This window comes from Pectinatus haikarae (genome assembly GCF_015732185.1).
GTDB lineage: Bacteria > Bacillota > Negativicutes > Selenomonadales > Selenomonadaceae > Pectinatus > Pectinatus haikarae.
The window spans coordinates 1-15,596 of sequence record NZ_WIQM01000017.1 but is presented as its reverse complement, the minus strand read 5'-3'; the positions used below and the strand labels follow the sequence as shown (position 1 = coordinate 15,596).

The following is a 15,596-nucleotide window of genomic DNA, read 5'->3' as shown; positions in this document are numbered from 1 at the left end:
TTCTTGATTTTTGTTCATGGATGCGTTGAGCAAGCACAGGGGTTTTCGAAACTGTGGCGTAAAAACGTTCTTTTGACCAATCTCTTGAATCCTCTATTGTTGGCTGAACCATAAGCATAGGGCACGGATCCAAATGTATGTATCTACCAAGAACATTAAAAAGAATTTCTGACTTTCCTAGTTGTGCCGCAAGCATGGCCACAACTTTATGGACACCTTTATCTGTGAAAGAATCCATAATAGGTTCTTGGTATGAAGCGCGGCTTAAATCCCATGGCCCGGGTTCAGCACCATATTCATCAGGTATAAATCGATAGGAGCCTGCCCATTCCCCCACACTCATACTTGGCGGTGGTGCCACCATTTTTAGCAAACGTTGAAATAAATCAACCGTCTTCTTCGGTATCATCACCCTCACCACCATAAGATCCTATTTGAGATAAGTCAGCAGATGATAACTCAACGAGTGCCGCTTTAACTTCTTTTTCAAGCATACTGTTAATTTCATCTGGAGATTTATCAATAAGCAATTTTGCAAATTTATGAGGAATTGTAAGCATACGTCTTTTAAAAATTGTAAATATGCTGCCAAACATAACTTCTATGTCTTCAGTTTTGTGAACTTCATTTCTGGTTTCAGCTAATTTTATTTCGGAAATTTCACGTTTTACCCTTTCATGAATCGCACGTTCATGATCAAGTTGGATGTCTTTTTCGCTGGCTTCGCTATCACTATGCACCTTGTAATAATTCTTCAATGTTTCAATTACCAAGACAGCGTTAGTTTTATCGCGAACTACTACCCCATCTTTTATGAGTTGACTAACCCGCTGTTGAGTAATTCCAAGTATTTTTGCCATTTCTGTTTGGGTAGTTGTTAATTTTTTTAAATCACGTGAAATTTTCATTTTATCACCTTCGCTTAAGCCAAGTGTACAAACAAGGCTTAAAAAAACTTCATATCTAAAAAAGCGCCGGGGGCTTCGCGACCCTTGCGGCGCGCCGATTTGCTGGAAGTACCTTAATAGCATTCAACAAGTAATAATTGTTAATTATCTAATTACGTAATAAATAACAATTATTACTTATCTACACTGAGATATAAGAAAAAGCGCACCAGCATTGCTGATACGCTAAAATATTTATTCTTTATATTGACACGTATTACAACACGTGCTATAATATAAACATAGGGAGGGAAAACATGAAAGGCTATTCATCAAGAGAGATTTTGAAAATACTACTTGCGGATGGATGGTATATAGTAAGAACTCGTGGTGACCATCGTCAGCTTAAACACCCCACTAAAAAAGGATTAGTAACGGTACAACATCCTAAAAAAGATTTAGACCCTAAAGTAATAAAAAGTATATTAAAACAAGCGGGGCTTTAATAGCCCCTGAAAGGAGTTTGAAATGGATAGATATATATTCCCAGCAATCTTCGAACCAGGTGAACAGCATGGATATTGCATAACATTTCCCGATTTACCCGGTATCGTTACCAGCGGTGAAACTGTAGAAGAATCATTATCAGCTGCTAAAGAAGCTTTAGAATTACACCTTTACGGTTTAGAAGAAGATGGTGAAAAAATTCCTGCCGCTACCTCTCCTCATAAGGTAACTCTCCCTGATAATGCCTTCGTAAATCTAGTTGAGGTTTGGATGCCGCTTGTCAGAGATGAAATGGCAAATAAATCTGTTAAAAAAACTTTAACGATTCCAAAATGGCTCAATGATGCCGCAGAAAAACATCATGTAAATTACTCACATATTTTACAAGAATCTTTAAAGCATCACTTGGGCATTCGTAAACCTCCATATATAGGTTAAATAAATAGTATTCTAGCGCCATCAGTATATGATAGCGCTATTTTTTTGCATAATAAAAGGCCGCCTGATTTCTCAGACGACCCGATGTGTTGAATTGTTATTGATTTAAAAATAGGTATACAAATCTATTTTATTGTAATTTACTTTCTGTCAAATGTCAAGTCTCTTTAAAAAGCTGCTTATAAAGCTTTGTCGTACTTGGTTTATCAGATTTAGCCTTATGCTTTTTCCCGTTTCCGCTGCCTCCTCTACCTTTCAATGCTTCACCCGCAGGCAATGCATCCGTAGAGTAGTGTGTCTTAGCCATTTCCCCATAAAATACTTCAAGTTCATCGGGCGGTAATTGGTTTGGCCAAACTTCAGACTTGCAGTGCGGACATTTAAAATATCCGTCTGGTTTATATATCATTTCATGGTATTCACCTTTTGTACTAAGGCAAATAGGACACATTATTTTTTTACTCATTGCTTACCTCGTTTATGTTATTATTCATTGGTGCTTACAATTTAGTCACGATTTGTGAAATATTCGATTAATCTATTTCGGCAGCTATTCTGATTTCGTGGCAGCCCAGAGCCCTTTAGCGGGCAGCCTTTGCAAGTGTGGTTCGCGTTTTCTATAATCACATATATAGCACGATTTAGCGCTGCTTCATAGTTTTGAGCTTTTTCTTCAGCTGCCTTTGCACGCATTTCATACGATTCTAAGATTTCGTCTATCATTCGTCAGACTCCTCATCACTTGTTTTTATATACTGAAATGCCAATTTATTAGCTATTGCGATGATATCTAGTAGATCATTTTCCTGACCTGTTACCCTGTTTAAGGTAAACATATAGGCACATAATAACGCTGTAAAAAAATCTGTTAGGTTATCGTTTGTGAGTGGTTCACCAATATAATAATCTGTATCCTTATCAGCACAGGCTGCAATAGCTTCTGCTATTTTAAGTGTGTAATTCTCTGTTCGTGATAATAATTTCATTTTCTTTATTCCTCCGTTTAAGTTTATTTATTCCTGTCAACTACATATGCCATCATCAGCCGCATTGACGCGTTTATTATATGATTATCCGATCTATCACCTATACGCATGAGATTTATATGTCTAAACGCTCTTGCAAGATGTTCATTGACCGGGATATCATGCCATGTTTCTCCGGGATGTTTTTTAATTCCTGCGGTTAATCCGGTTGCAATTTCATCAAGCCATTTAGCATTAATATAGCGGTATTCATTTTCTTCGTTGTCCTGCGGATATACAGGTTTACTCACTGTGTCAGCAGGCTTTATATTGTCCTCCGGAAACGCTTTATTTACCCGCTCAACCAGCTCATCCACAGCCTGTTTTACCTCGGGTACCGGTTTTGGTGTAAAGCCAGCAGGATTTTTATGTTTTGTCACACACGATGGCCTGACTGGTGGTTTAGGTTCACGGCATTTAATTTGCTCTGGCGGTATACTTACTATGCCTGAAAACCTCTTAACCCTATCAATACTCATATAATTCCCGCGTTCCATATTGTTATCACTCTCCAAATCACACATTAACAATTCCATCAAATTTTTACGACAATCCCTACACAGTGGAATTATATTTCTATCAATTTCGGAATTTTGTAAGCTTATAAGTTTAACATCATATTCACTTTTGCAGTTTGCACACCATAGCGGCATCCCCTTATTCTGACTTTCTATTTTTATCATGCTTTATATTTCTCCAATTTTATATTTATCAATTTTTGCTTTTATAGCTTCAAGCATATATTTTTGACCTTTATCTTTTAACCGCAATGCCTTTATTACATCCTCATCTTTTGTACCTTTTGCGATCAGCAGGTTTATAACGACTGTATTTTTCTGCCCCGGACGATGCAGGCGCTTATTGGCCTGCTGGTATAGCTCAAGGTTCCAGTTAAGACTGAACCAGACTACTATGCTGCCACCATGCTGTAAATTCAATCCATGCCCCGCGGAGGCAGGCTGCACTAAAACCATTTTTATTTTTCCGTTGTTCCAGTCACGTATATCGTTAACTGTGGATAGCTCTCTCGCTGTCGGAAATGCCCTTTTAAGACGTTTTAAATCGTGTTTGAAGTAATAGAACACCATTATGTTTTTTCCTTCGTTACAGTCCACAATTTCGGATAAGGCATTTATTTTTGAATCATGCAGCCGGATTATGTTTTTATCCTCGTCATAAACTGCACCGCTGGCCATCTGCAACAATTTATTTGTCAGGGCAGCCGCATTGCTAGCGGTTACAACCTTATCGCCCATGGCTATGATCAAATCCTTTTCCATAGCCTCATATTTTTTTATTACACCAGCTGGCAGATCTATTTTTACCTCGTTATAGATTATGGGTGGCAGTTTTATATAATCCTCACTTTTAAGGCTGATACAGATATCACTTATCCGGTGATATATTTCTTTTTCTGCTGCCGGCTTCGGCTCCCAGCTGTAAACAATATGGCCGTCACGTTTTCCCGGCGTGAAATATTTATCCCGGTAGGCTGTTATTGTCCGGCCTAACCGCTCACCACGGTCCAAAAGATATATCTGACTCCATAAATCCATCAGCCCGTTTGGCCTTGGCGTCCCGGTAAGCTCAACAACCCGTTTAGCTAGTGGCCTGACTTTTTTTAGCTCTTTAAATCGTTTAGCCTGTGGATTTTTAAAGCTTGATGACTCATCAATCACAATCATGTCAAATGGCCAGTTACGTCCATAATAGTTTACAAGCCATTGTACGTTTTCCCGGTTTATCGTGTAAATATCAGCTTTTTGGTTTAACGCCGCTGTGCGATCTTTTAAATCCCCGACTACGACAGATATTTTTAAATAACTGGTATGCCGCCATTTATCACACTCATCAATCCATGTTGTCTGTGCAACTCGCAGCGGTGCAATAACCAAAACTTTTCTGATATCAAAGCGGTCATACATCAAATCTTCCACCGCTGACAATGTGGACACTGTTTTGCCCATCCCCATGTCAAGCATTAATGCTATGGCCGGCGTGTCGATTATTCGATTCTTTGAGTACTCCTGATAATTCCGCGGTTCATACTTTATAGGCATTTATAAACTCCCGTATTTTTTCATTGCTGTCGATAACCCAGACAGCCATACCCATTTTTTGTAACTGCTGCCTGCGGTAAAGCTGTAAAGGGCGTAATGTTTCACCCTCTTTTTTCAGCTCTGCAAAAATGCATCTGCCATTCGGCAGGATTACCAATCTGTCCGGCACTCCTGCAATTCCCGGACTGACAAATTTCCAGACAAACGCATTTAGTCGTTTCTGTACCTCCTTTTTAAATTTATGTTCCAGGTCTCTTTCAAGCATTTTTTTATCCCCTGTAAACAAACTTTTTTCTCGCGCGTAACGTATATCGAAAGTTAAAACGTATATGTACATATGTATGTATTATTTTAACTTTCTACTTTTAATATATATATTTTGTTTACTTTGTTGACAATTCTAATTTGTCTTTGTCTTTATTGGTATGTGGCGTAAACAAAGTGCGTCAGCAATCTAAAAAGTTTGTTGTCATTTGTTGACATTTTTTAAATTGATAAATTTAATATTTTTGTAAACTTGTAAACTTTTTGTCAACAATATAAAGGTTGTTGACACCTCTTGTTGACATCTTATTTTCGTATAAATCCTCTTTGTCGCCCGTATATTTTTCCAAATCTAACACAACTTACTGACTCCCAGCCCGGCATTTTGCGTAAAATGCTGTTTATCTCATTTGCTTTTAACCTGTCAAGCCGTTTGGGATCGCCATTCAGTAGTTCTATCCATATCTCTAACGCACAAACGCGGTCCCGCTGTACAGTTCCCTTAAGTTCAGATGTAAAGCCATCATCATTAATAAATGCCCGTCTTTCGCCTATATCAATGCTTTCCCAGTTCTCCGGAAGCAGCTTATCAAGATATTCGCTTATCATGCCTGCCAGCGGGCTTGATTCTGTGTGTGACTCCTGTAGTTCTTTTGCTATAATTTCCATGTTATCCGGCAGATATAGCTCTTCTCTCTTGTCATAAAAGTGCTTGGCTTCAGCCCATACCTGATCTATCTCATCCTGCGTCAAATCCTTTACAGTACGCTTGGCGCTGCCCTTATCTACTATCATCGGCCACCAGCGGCGGCCACCCGTCTGGTCCCGTATAAAATCATTTTCGTTTGTTGTGGCAATAAATATACACTGCCTTGGATACTGCTCTGTGCGCCTGCCATATGCAGGTCTAAAGCTGTCTTCCTGCTTAGTTATAAACTGCTTTGTGGCTTCCAGTTCCGATTTTCTAAGAGCCGATAATTCTGCAAGTTCTATAATCCAGAACCCTTGCACCGCTTCCATTGCCTCCTTGCCGGAAAGAGTTGTCAGGCTGTCTGAGCACCATTTACCGGCAAGTTTTTTTAGTATGTAACTCTTGCCTATTCCCTGCGCCCCGATAAAGGTCAATACATAGTCAAACTTGCAGCCGGGGCTTAGAATCCGTGCTATTGCCGCCACTAAGGTTTTACGGGTAATAGTTCTGTTAAATGGCGTGTCCTGCGCTCCCAGACAGTCTATAAACAGCGTTTCAAGGCGCGGCGTGCCGTCCCATTGCAGCTTTTTTATATACTCTTTTATTGGATGAAAGCTGTGTCTGTCAACAACCTCAACAAGTGCGTCATTTATAATATCCTTGCCGGATATGTCATAGACATCGCTTAAATAGTTTCGCAGTATACTATCGTCTTCGTTGCGCCATATTGCACTTTTGCTTTTGTCGTGCCATGGCAGGCTGCTTAAAAACACCCACCTATGAGCAAAATTATCCATACCAAGACAATTTTTTAAATTAGGATCATGCTCCAAAATCACTTTTACATTCTTCGGGGTATTTTCATAGGCGCCCCACTTGTTAATATCAAGCTTTTTTAGCCATTCCCCATCATCGGTTTTTACATTTTTAAAATCAGTCTGCGCCTCTGCTAATCGCTCCTGACCTATTAATATTTTGGTTTTATCGTCATCAGCCGCTAAACGCTGCATAGCTTTGTAACTCGGCAGGCTGACTGTTTTTGTGTTTTCCGACGCGTCTTCGTCCATACTGCGAAACTTGTGTATCCGGACAAGATCAAAAGCATTTACCAGCATTTCACTGATAGGATCTGTACTGTGGTGCGAGTACAAAAATTTACTATCATACACGATTGCCCCGGCACTCGTTGACCCTTCTTTGTAAGTGTATCTGTCATCTGCTCCGCATGGTTCATAAACATCAGACAAGAATTTTGTTATAACCTCCTGTATTGTGTAGGTCCGGCAGAAAGCACCTATAATGCCTTTTTTGGTCAACGGATCTTCCTGCTTGGCAGCGTGCTTTTTTATTGCATCGGTAAGCCGCGAGCTGGTTGGCCAGAAACTCTGGTCTGTCCAGTCTGGATAACTGCCAAGGCATTTATCGGCGTCAAACCACGGGCCGTCATAAAACTTAAAATAAAACTCGCCGTCGGCCGGGGTACTCGGAAAATACATCAGCCTGTGTGGCTGATAAGTAGTATCGTCAAAAACGTCGATATTGATATTGTCCGCGATTTTTCTGGCTATCGCCTGATATTCGTCAGGGTTTACACTGCGTGACAGTGGTAATACCAATCGCAGCCTTGGCTTTTCCGGAGTGTGTTTGTGCGTGCTGTAAACAAGTGCGCTGCAGCCACCGATCCCAATAGCAACGTTATCCCAAAAATCGTTATCCGCGAAATCAGCATCAAGCGTGATTATCTGACGCCATCCCACGTTATCAGCGGTACGGCGGCCGCCTTTTAAGGTACCGCCTACAAAACCGCCTATATCCTTTATTTCATCCTGCTTTATTTTAGATAATTTTCGGTATTCCGCTGCTGTTTCGTTAGTCCATTTTGTCTCACTGAGTTTTTTGACAAGCGCCGACCAGAACAGCGTTTTATTTTTCCAGGCTTTGGATTTTCGGCTATGACCAACGGCGATATTAATTTCACCGTCATGTTTTATTGTTGAGACTGCCGGCTTTTCGCTTGCCTGCATGTTGTACACCTTCCTTCATGGTCATACGGCAGCCGGTAAAGGCATCAAATAGTTATCTCTCTGCTTGATATCGCTGCAGCCTTGCCAGTCTATTTTCGCCTTTATAGCCCAGTCAATCACTTCTGCGTTTAACAGCGGATCCGTAGACACGCATTTATTTGCAAATAATTTAGCCTGTTCGACTTTATTATTTTTAACCTCTATGCATACAACTAATTTGCCTTTATCATCGGATACCAAAACTATCTGCGTTTCTTTATTTTTAACCTCGTCTACGTATGACCCCACACAGTTTTTAAGTTTTTTGCCCGCGGTGTATAAATCAAAAGAGGTACCTGGCAGAAAAAATTTTATCCGGTCTGACTGCATGGCCAGGCGACGGCATAGCGGATTATCAATATCAAAAGGTATCATTTTATGTTCTTCTTTCCATTGCTCCGCCGACAGCCAGTCATGCGCTGTAGCGATTGAGGGCTTTACTATATTAAATTTCTGCTTTACCTTTTCGCTCATATAATGCAGCAGTCGGGCTGTATCGGTAAGTATATAAGGATCATGTCTGGCGCCGGTTTTAACCGAGCTTTTAAAAAGTTTTACAACATCATCTTTTGAGTAATATTGGCTTATTTCAGCCGCATTTAGCAAGATATCCTTGCAGTCAAGATAGTAATAACTGTAGCCATTGCATTTTTGTTCTGTGCAGTGATTATAAATCGTCACTGTATCATCAATATTTTGATTAAAAGTTTTGTATATATCCGATAAAAGCCACCAGTCAAGAGGTTCTTTTGCTAGTATCCTTCTAAATGCCCGCTTGTCGGGCAGCCCGGCAATTTCGATAAAGGCAGATATGGTGTCCCTTGCCTTCCGGATGCAATTAAATTTTTTGGCAAAGAATTTTTCGTCTGCCGGGCAGTATATAGGTGCTTCATTATCGGCTTTCCTGTAGTCATGCAGGTACCTGTTTGACAGGTTGGGTGCATCAACGCAGATCATGCGGTAGGCAATATTTATCACCGAATATATAAAAGGGCCATTATCCGAGCCATATGGGCGATACATTGAACCTATATTGTGATTAAGCTTTTTTGTTAAAGCCTTGCAAATGCCAGTCCGTAGCTTTTTTAACAGGTCAAGCATTTGGCTGTGGTATTTGTTGATGCAGGTATGGCCATACAGGTATCTAAGGTTAGAGTTATCAGCAAATTCAGGATCAAACGGGTTCCCCAGCTCTATTTCCATACTTCCTTTTTTAAATACGGTTTTCCGTTTATTTATGTCGAAGGTTATGGTTTCGTTGTAATGCTTTTTATACCAGAGCATTGAACCCATTTCGTCCGGTGTAATCTCTGCCCCGGATGCGGTTAATCTCAAGCCATATTTAAATTCTTCAAGCTTTATCAGCATATTAACCGGGACAGTATCTTTCCGTCCAAGACAAAGTACATTTTTGTTATCCCTGCGAAAACCTCTGCGGTTATGCAGCGTACCACAGTTAGGGCAGAAGACTTCTTTATCATTGGTATAAGTGTAGCCCACCATATTATGCATTACTGCCCATCTTGCGCTAAACTCCTGCCCGCATGCGGGGCAGTAATGAATAGCAGGCATACTTCCACTTTCATAATCGATTTCATCCATGTAAGCTGTATAAAACGTAAACATCTGCGGTATATTCACATATCCAAGCAACATTTTTTTACCACCTCAATCTAAAAAGCTTAAATCATCATCTGGTTCAGCCGGCTTTGGTTTGCTGACAGTTTTTTTTGCTTTTTCAGACGCAGCTTTTTTATTTTCGGCTTCCCTTTTAGCGTCTTCAGCCTTTTTCTTTTCTTCTAAAACCCGTTCAAGCTCAATAGCGGTATCGCAAGCGCGAATCATATCGGCGCAGTAATTTTTTAAATGCTGTCTGTCTTCATCTGTAGCATTGCCAAACAATTTTTCTTTTTCTGCTTCATCCTGCAATTTTTTCAAATCATCCAAAACCTTTAACTGTTGTTTCATTTGGTTAGCTATTTCCATAAGAATCAGTCCTTTTTATAATAATTTGTTGTATATCCGTCGGCATTTAACAGCAGTCCTGGCGCCCAGTCTATCGGCTGGCCCATGATATCGCAGGCTGCCTTTAATGCATTAGGATCTTCGTGTTCTATGATCACCTCGTCATGCACGTGCATGATAATTTTAAAATCATGCTGGTCAAGCCTGCGCATTGCAACGGCTAAACAATCTCTCGCCGTTGCCTGTACAATGTTTTCAACCAGTTTGCCGCCGTAGGTTTCCAGTCTGCCCCAGTTTTTGCTTGCCTGCTCGATGCCTTCGTAGGTTATTGCATCCCTGCCCTGTTTGTTTTTCTCGATTCGTGGGCGCACGTAAGATATTATTCTGCCGGACGGCAGTTCAATCCGTAGCATTCCTGCTTCATATCTCATTGTTAAATGATGCATTGGCAGCTTCACAAACATTTTTGCATTGATTGCTTTTTTGGCGGCATTCTCAACGTCATACCAAAACCGGACAATGTTCGGGCTGGCTTTACGCCATTTTGCAACTATTTCAACCAGCTCATCGTCTGACAGGCCCATCTTGTCGGCGCCCATTTTTTTAAGTGCACCAACAGAGCCTTGATAGCCAAGAGCAAGTTCTGCGATTTTACCTTTTTGTCGTAGCTCGCCGTTTACACCATGCTTTACAACCGGCACTTTAAACATCTGCGTGGCTGATGCGCAGTAAATATCCCCACCGTCTGCAAATACCTTTAATCGCCATTTTTCATTAGCCAGCCAAGCTATGACTCTTGCTTCAATCGCTGAAAAGTCAGCTACTATAAAGGTACATCCAACCTTTGGTATAAAAGCGGTCCTGATAAGCTGCGACAAGACATCAGGTATATTGTCATAAAGCATTTCCAGCAGCTCACCGTCGATCTTTAAAAGTGTTCTCGCATCGTCCAAATCGGGCATTGAATTACGTGGTAAATTCTGCACCTGCACGAGCCGACCGGCCCAACGGCCAGTCCGGTTTGCCCCGTAAAACTGTAAAAGTCCATGCACCCGACCATCGTTGCAGCGGGCAATTTCCATAGCTGTATATTTTTTTACGGAGGTTTTTGATAAAAGCATTTTCAAGTCAAGCATTTTTCTGACTGCCGAACTCCGGCATTTTTCTTTTACTTCAGCAATATTATTTTTTGTTATCGATGCCGGGAAAAAACCTTCCTGCTTTTCAATCCAGCGTTTCAGCTGTTCCCCGCTGTTGGGGTTTGCCAAGCCTGATATTCTGACAGCCTCGCTGCTTATCTTTTTGCTAAACTCCGTGTCAGCTTTTATGGCTTTTTCGACTAAGTTAATATCAATCTTTACACCGCGATCATTTATCTGCTGGTCAAGTGCGTATAATTTTTGTTCGGATTTTTTTAATTTAAAGCGTTCCATCTTTTTACGGATAATGCGCTCTGTTTCAACGTCCCGGCGGTTGTACTCTATAAACTGCCGCCAGCGATCCGGCGCATGTTCCGGCATATTTCTAACCCTGCCTCCGTTTGTCTTTGTCGGCCTGCATGGCTTACAAAAGTACTGTATAAGGCTTTTGCCCGTTGACAATTTAGCTTCATCCTCTGATAAATTTAAGACCTTTGAATCTCGTTCCAGGCTTCCCGGCATCCCGAGTGTAAGCGATAATACCATAGTGCAGGCCCACTGTGTGGCGGGTAAAAATGTTGCGCGCTCCAGATAATGACTTAACACTGTGCGCTCAAATTGGGCATTGTAGGCTGTTTTTAAGACAAGCGGATTGTTTAATATTTCGCATAATTCGCCGGGCAACTTATCTTTTGTCAGGTCTATCACTTTGACCGGTGCATCATTAAAGGCAAAACCAAATAAAAGTATTTCGCAGTTTTCGGCGTATTTATAACCGCCAACTTTTTTAATATCTAAGTCACTGTACGTTTCAATATCTATCGCTAGTGTATCCATGACATCATCCCTAATTTTTAAGCCCGCATATAACACGCGGGCTTTTGCTGTTGTCGGTCAAAGTTTAATTTAAAAAGTTGTCTGCCGATTCATCTTCGTCGCTGATCAAATCCGCAAAATCTTCTTCTGCGGACGCACCACCGGATAATGGTTCACCGTCTTTATATTTCATGATGTTGCCTAAGCCAACGCTTACACCGGAGTTGCCGTTTTTGTTGTAGGCAAAAAAGTTTACCGATACATGGGCATAGCAGCCGGAATAAACCTCGCTCTGGTCCATGACAGGTTCACACTTATGGTCAACAATTTTAGGAGCGTGATCAGGATAGGCTTTGGCATTTAGATAATAGCAACCGGCATAGTTTTCATCGTCCGCACGGTCTACATCACCATCCCTGACAGGTAAATCTATGTTTGATGGGATAACACCTTTTTTATTGGCCAGCTTGGATTTACCCTCGATCTTGGCTGCCTCAATGGCTTTCTTGATACGTGCCAGATTGGCTTTATCGTCCTTCGGGATTATAAGTGATACACTGTATTTGAGATTACCGTTCAGGTCTTCTGCCGGCTCCCAAATGTGGGCGTAGGATAAACGGACGTTCTGTAATACTGTTCTGGTTTTTGATGTTTCTTTCATAATATAATTACCTCTTTCATTCCATTAAATTTTTAAAATCAGCTTCCACCGGGTTATACTCCGGCCTTTTATCGGTTGCTGGCACCAAAGCGGGCTTGCCGGCAGGTTTTGTGATAAGGTCTGATAACAAAGTATCAAATTTCTTTTTGGTTAAAAGTTTCTGCATTTCAGTGAGCCCCAGCAGTTCTTTAGGCTTAAATATCTGGTCTGTTTTATAACCAGCAGTTTTCAGCGTGTCAGCGACTTTGCTATCATCGGAGTATACTCGTCTGCTTTTACCTTCAACAATTTTAAAACCGGTCCATTTCTTGCCGTTTAGGGCTTCCCCTAAGGCAAATTCTTTTATTTTTTTAGCGTAGCTAACTAAATGATCAACACGCTCCAGAACTAAAACGATGTCTTCATCGTCCAGCAGGTTCGCCCCTCCAAATTCGAGCTTTGCAATTTCCATGCAGTAGTCTGAGTAGGTTTTACATTTTAAAGCTGCCCGGCAGAATTGGCAGTGATCACCAGCGCATAGCTCGCCTTCACCTTTTATTGCCCGCGCCGCTGTCGGCTGTACTACGTCACAGGCCCATTCCAGCAATTCTTTCACTGACTTTTCCTGCTGTGACACGCCACCGTTCCGTGGCTGTACAATAGTCATACGGACAAGGTCAAAATCGTAAAGCATGTTGTATGCGTCAATTGCCCCCAGAGCATAGAGCTGCATCTGTGTGTTGCCTTCTGCGGATACTGGAACACCTTTGCCATATTTTAGGTCAATAATTTCAAGAATTCCGTCTGAGATAATGACGCAATCACCGGTCCCGAATCCCTTTGGTACCCATTTTGAAAAATCCAACTTTTCTTCAATGAAAGCAACTGCCATCGTGTCGGCAGCCTTAGCGGCATTAATCTTTTCAATGCACGCATCCGTATATTCACGGACATAGCCGATCAGATCTTCGCTATAAAATTCTCTGCCTCTTAAAGGAGAGAGCAGCTGGTTTTCTATTAATGGTTCCTTGGATAAATAGTTCGACAAAATCTTTTCTGCTACATAATGTGCGAAGGTACCTTCCCTTGCGGCTTCGCTACTAGTATCGGGAAACTTTGTTTCCAGAAGTGCCGACGGTGGGCAGGCCAGCCACCTTTTACTGCCGGATGCGCTTAATATTGCATGCGCTGGCATCACAACGCCCTCACTTTTTCCAGCACATCCGGCAGCAGGTCTGCCGCTATACCCGACAGTTTTACGGATCCGGTAGACTCAATTATTGCTTTAACTTCACCGTTTTTACCACCTCTTGCCTTTTCAACAGCCAGTTTTTTAAGTTCGGTCCTTAATTCGTCCTCTGATTTTTCAGTGCTGGTTGTTTCTGAAGGTTCTTCTGCCGACGGCGCAGTCTCCGGTTTAACGGCTGCTGGTTTCGCTGCTTTTTTTCTATGCTGTTTAGGCGCTTCTGCCGTTTCTTCTTTTTCGGTAGACTTAGGTGCTTCGACGACAGCTGGCACCGTAATTTTCCCTGCCAAAGCCCCCGCAAGATTATTTATAGCCTGTACAAGTTCAGGTGCACTAATATTTACATTTAATTGCATTTCCATGTGATTTTTATCTCCTTTTGTGGTATTATTTATTTAGAATAAGTTTTTTCTCATACCGCTCATGGATTGCACTCCTGAGCGGCTTTTTTGTGTTCTGCCCTCATGTTCCAGTTTTCGACCACCATTTTAATATCCTGATTTTGCTTTTGCGAGCACCCACAATTCGGGCAAAATATATGCCATGAAGCGTTACCATCATTTATAGAATTAGGACGACTGTCATCCTCAATAAAGGGCCTGCTGCCGCAGAACGGACACGGTTTAAGTTTTTCCATTTATCGCACCCCCAGCACAACAGCCGCGGCCATGATGATACAGATAATAAATATTGCATCGGCTATCAGTACACGGTGACGCATTATTTTTTTAGTTTTTTTGACCGTTTCAGTGATTTTAGCCATGCTTCTATCAGCTCCATTTTTGCCAGCACCCGCAGGTCCTTAGCTCGTATTATTGTTGACCTATACATTATTTATCTTTTCCCCTTTCGTCATAGCCTATGCATTCGTTTTTATAGCCTACTTTCGCCTCTACTGGCTCTTCGGATTTAAGTCCTATCCATATCAGCGTCACGCCGATGCCGAGCGTAAAGCTTGCTATGCACGGTACTAAATCGCTCACTATCTCACCCCTTTCCGCTGTAGCTCTCTTAATTTCCGCCGGCTGCCATTTACGACTGCCGGGCAATTCCGGTCATCAGCACAAACCATAACCGACTGCCCGCTCCATAGCACTAACTGCTGCACATTAGGAGGCTTTAATATTCGCCCGCAGCGCCAACAATGTGGGATCATTTAAACCAACTTCCTTACGCCTTTTTTAAGGCCTCAAAAAAATTAAAATCTTTTGGTTGCTTTAATACGTGTACCTCTTTTATAGGTTCTGGATCTAATTTTTGTGCTTCATACTTGGCAAGTGCTTCATCCGCAATATCCGGGCGAATATAGTATCTTACCTTTTGCTTGAAGCACGGGATTATGCCTTCTATGCAATACTGCTTTACCATTGGGTATGGTAACCCGCAGTGTTTTGCATAACTTAATGCACTCATTGCTTTTTGCATGTTACAGCTCCTTTCTGTGATATAATCGCCTTAGAAAAGAGGTGATTATTTATGGATAATTTTATTAAACCAGAATGCTTAAGTGATAACATTGAATTAAATACTGAAGGTAAAAGGTTTATTCTTGTGATTGTTTGAACCTGCAATTTGTTCTTCATACGGAAAAGTTTTTATTGGGTGCTATGCTGGAGCTTTCAATGGCAATCGTTGTAGTCATGGAGATAAAATGCAAATACGCATTTTAAATAGTATGAATCCGAATGCCATTGTTAAGAACTGCGATTAATATTCCGTAATCTGGTTTCTAGTATTTCTTGTTTTGCTATCTGTAATAATGAGGTTGCTTGAGTAATTGTAAGTTCTTCGTCATTAAGAACTAAAAATAATTTCTTAACATCTCATTTTCTTTTGTTGTATATCCTTTTTTATA

The 15,596-nt window shown here is 41.2% G+C and carries 21 protein-coding genes; 2 read left to right on the top strand and 19 right to left on the bottom strand.

The genetic code is table 11. The features are described 5' to 3' along the window. Both I6758_RS14800 and I6758_RS14795 read right to left on the bottom strand, forming a co-directional pair. Window positions 1–409 (bottom strand): phage terminase large subunit family protein (locus tag I6758_RS14800; protein WP_196605989.1); only part of this gene is annotated, 409 nt, incomplete at its 3' end. Beyond that, complete coding sequence (locus tag I6758_RS14795; RefSeq protein WP_196605794.1) at window positions 387–908, bottom strand: hypothetical protein; 522 nt, start codon at window positions 906–908, stop codon at window positions 387–389. The genes I6758_RS14800 and I6758_RS14795, both read right to left, overlap by 23 nt. Before the next feature lie 296 nt (window positions 909–1,204). Between I6758_RS14795 and I6758_RS14790 the strand changes: the two genes are divergently transcribed. Beyond that, complete coding sequence (locus I6758_RS14790; RefSeq protein ID WP_196595444.1) at window positions 1,205–1,393, top strand: type II toxin-antitoxin system HicA family toxin; 189 nt, start codon at window positions 1,205–1,207, stop codon at window positions 1,391–1,393. Window positions 1,394–1,415: 22 nt separating this feature from the next. Beyond that, on the top strand, window positions 1,416–1,832 hold the full coding sequence (locus I6758_RS14785) for a type II toxin-antitoxin system HicB family antitoxin (RefSeq protein WP_196595443.1): 417 nt from the start codon (window positions 1,416–1,418) through the stop codon (window positions 1,830–1,832). Between the two features lie 157 nt (window positions 1,833–1,989). On the opposite strand, the gene I6758_RS14780 is transcribed toward I6758_RS14785, so the two are convergent. The 17 genes from I6758_RS14780 to I6758_RS14705 form a co-directional block, all read right to left on the bottom strand. Continuing rightward, window positions 1,990–2,298 (bottom strand): hypothetical protein, encoded by a 309-nt coding sequence (locus I6758_RS14780; protein WP_196595442.1) that lies wholly within the window; start codon window positions 2,296–2,298, stop codon window positions 1,990–1,992. Window positions 2,299–2,339: 41 nt separating this feature from the next. Beyond that, the gene (locus I6758_RS14775; protein ID WP_196595441.1) at window positions 2,340–2,555 is read right to left on the bottom strand and encodes a hypothetical protein; all 216 of its coding nucleotides are present in this window, start codon (window positions 2,553–2,555) and stop codon (window positions 2,340–2,342) included. Next, window positions 2,552–2,818, bottom strand: coding sequence for a hypothetical protein (locus I6758_RS14770; RefSeq protein ID WP_196595440.1), 267 nt, complete (start codon window positions 2,816–2,818; stop codon window positions 2,552–2,554). Before I6758_RS14770 ends, I6758_RS14775 begins: the two co-directional genes overlap by 4 nt. Before the next feature lie 23 nt (window positions 2,819–2,841). Then, window positions 2,842–3,354 carry a dATP/dGTP diphosphohydrolase domain-containing protein gene (locus I6758_RS14995; RefSeq protein WP_231038731.1) on the bottom strand — a complete coding sequence of 171 codons (513 nt, stop codon included), beginning with the start codon at window positions 3,352–3,354 and terminating at the stop codon, window positions 2,842–2,844. A 189-nt stretch (window positions 3,355–3,543) separates the two neighbouring features. Next, entirely contained in the window at window positions 3,544–4,911 is a 1,368-nt protein-coding gene (locus I6758_RS14760; RefSeq protein WP_196595941.1) for a DEAD/DEAH box helicase, read from the bottom strand. Beyond that, window positions 4,901–5,182 carry a VRR-NUC domain-containing protein gene (locus I6758_RS14755; protein ID WP_196595936.1) on the bottom strand — a complete coding sequence of 94 codons (282 nt, stop codon included), beginning with the start codon at window positions 5,180–5,182 and terminating at the stop codon, window positions 4,901–4,903. Before I6758_RS14755 ends, I6758_RS14760 begins: the two co-directional genes overlap by 11 nt. 305 nt (window positions 5,183–5,487) lie before the next feature. Next, window positions 5,488–7,896: a virulence-associated E family protein gene (locus tag I6758_RS14750; protein WP_196595935.1), complete on the bottom strand. Its 2,409-nt coding sequence runs from the start codon at window positions 7,894–7,896 to the stop codon at window positions 5,488–5,490. Between the two features lie 21 nt (window positions 7,897–7,917). Next, window positions 7,918–9,591, bottom strand: coding sequence for a PcfJ domain-containing protein (locus I6758_RS14745; protein WP_196595934.1), 1,674 nt, complete (start codon window positions 9,589–9,591; stop codon window positions 7,918–7,920). Window positions 9,592–9,603: 12 nt separating this feature from the next. Beyond that, on the bottom strand, window positions 9,604–9,921 hold the full coding sequence (locus I6758_RS14740) for a hypothetical protein (protein WP_196595933.1): 318 nt from the start codon (window positions 9,919–9,921) through the stop codon (window positions 9,604–9,606). A 5-nt stretch (window positions 9,922–9,926) separates the two neighbouring features. Further along, window positions 9,927–11,876, bottom strand: a complete 1,950-nt coding sequence (locus I6758_RS14735) for a DNA polymerase (protein ID WP_196595932.1) — start codon at window positions 11,874–11,876, stop codon at window positions 9,927–9,929. 64 nt (window positions 11,877–11,940) lie between these two features. Beyond that, window positions 11,941–12,516, bottom strand: coding sequence for a DUF2815 family protein (locus tag I6758_RS14730; RefSeq protein WP_196595931.1), 576 nt, complete (start codon window positions 12,514–12,516; stop codon window positions 11,941–11,943). 16 nt (window positions 12,517–12,532) lie between these two features. Continuing rightward, a complete protein-coding gene (locus tag I6758_RS14725; protein WP_196595930.1) occupies window positions 12,533–13,690 on the bottom strand; it encodes a DUF2800 domain-containing protein in 1,158 nt (385 codons plus the stop codon). Continuing rightward, complete coding sequence (locus I6758_RS14720) at window positions 13,690–14,103, bottom strand: hypothetical protein (RefSeq protein WP_196595929.1); 414 nt, start codon at window positions 14,101–14,103, stop codon at window positions 13,690–13,692. Before I6758_RS14720 ends, I6758_RS14725 begins: the two co-directional genes overlap by 1 nt. A gap of 59 nt (window positions 14,104–14,162) precedes the next feature. After that, a complete protein-coding gene (locus tag I6758_RS14715) occupies window positions 14,163–14,378 on the bottom strand; it encodes a Lar family restriction alleviation protein (RefSeq protein WP_196595928.1) in 216 nt (71 codons plus the stop codon). Next, window positions 14,379–14,504, bottom strand: coding sequence for a hypothetical protein (locus I6758_RS15110; protein WP_269140321.1), 126 nt, complete (start codon window positions 14,502–14,504; stop codon window positions 14,379–14,381). Window positions 14,505–14,571: 67 nt separating this feature from the next. Further along, a complete protein-coding gene (locus I6758_RS14710) occupies window positions 14,572–14,724 on the bottom strand; it encodes a hypothetical protein (protein ID WP_196595927.1) in 153 nt (50 codons plus the stop codon). A gap of 187 nt (window positions 14,725–14,911) precedes the next feature. Continuing rightward, window positions 14,912–15,166, bottom strand: coding sequence for a hypothetical protein (locus I6758_RS14705; RefSeq protein ID WP_196595925.1), 255 nt, complete (start codon window positions 15,164–15,166; stop codon window positions 14,912–14,914). Between the last annotated feature and the right edge of the window lie 430 nt (window positions 15,167–15,596).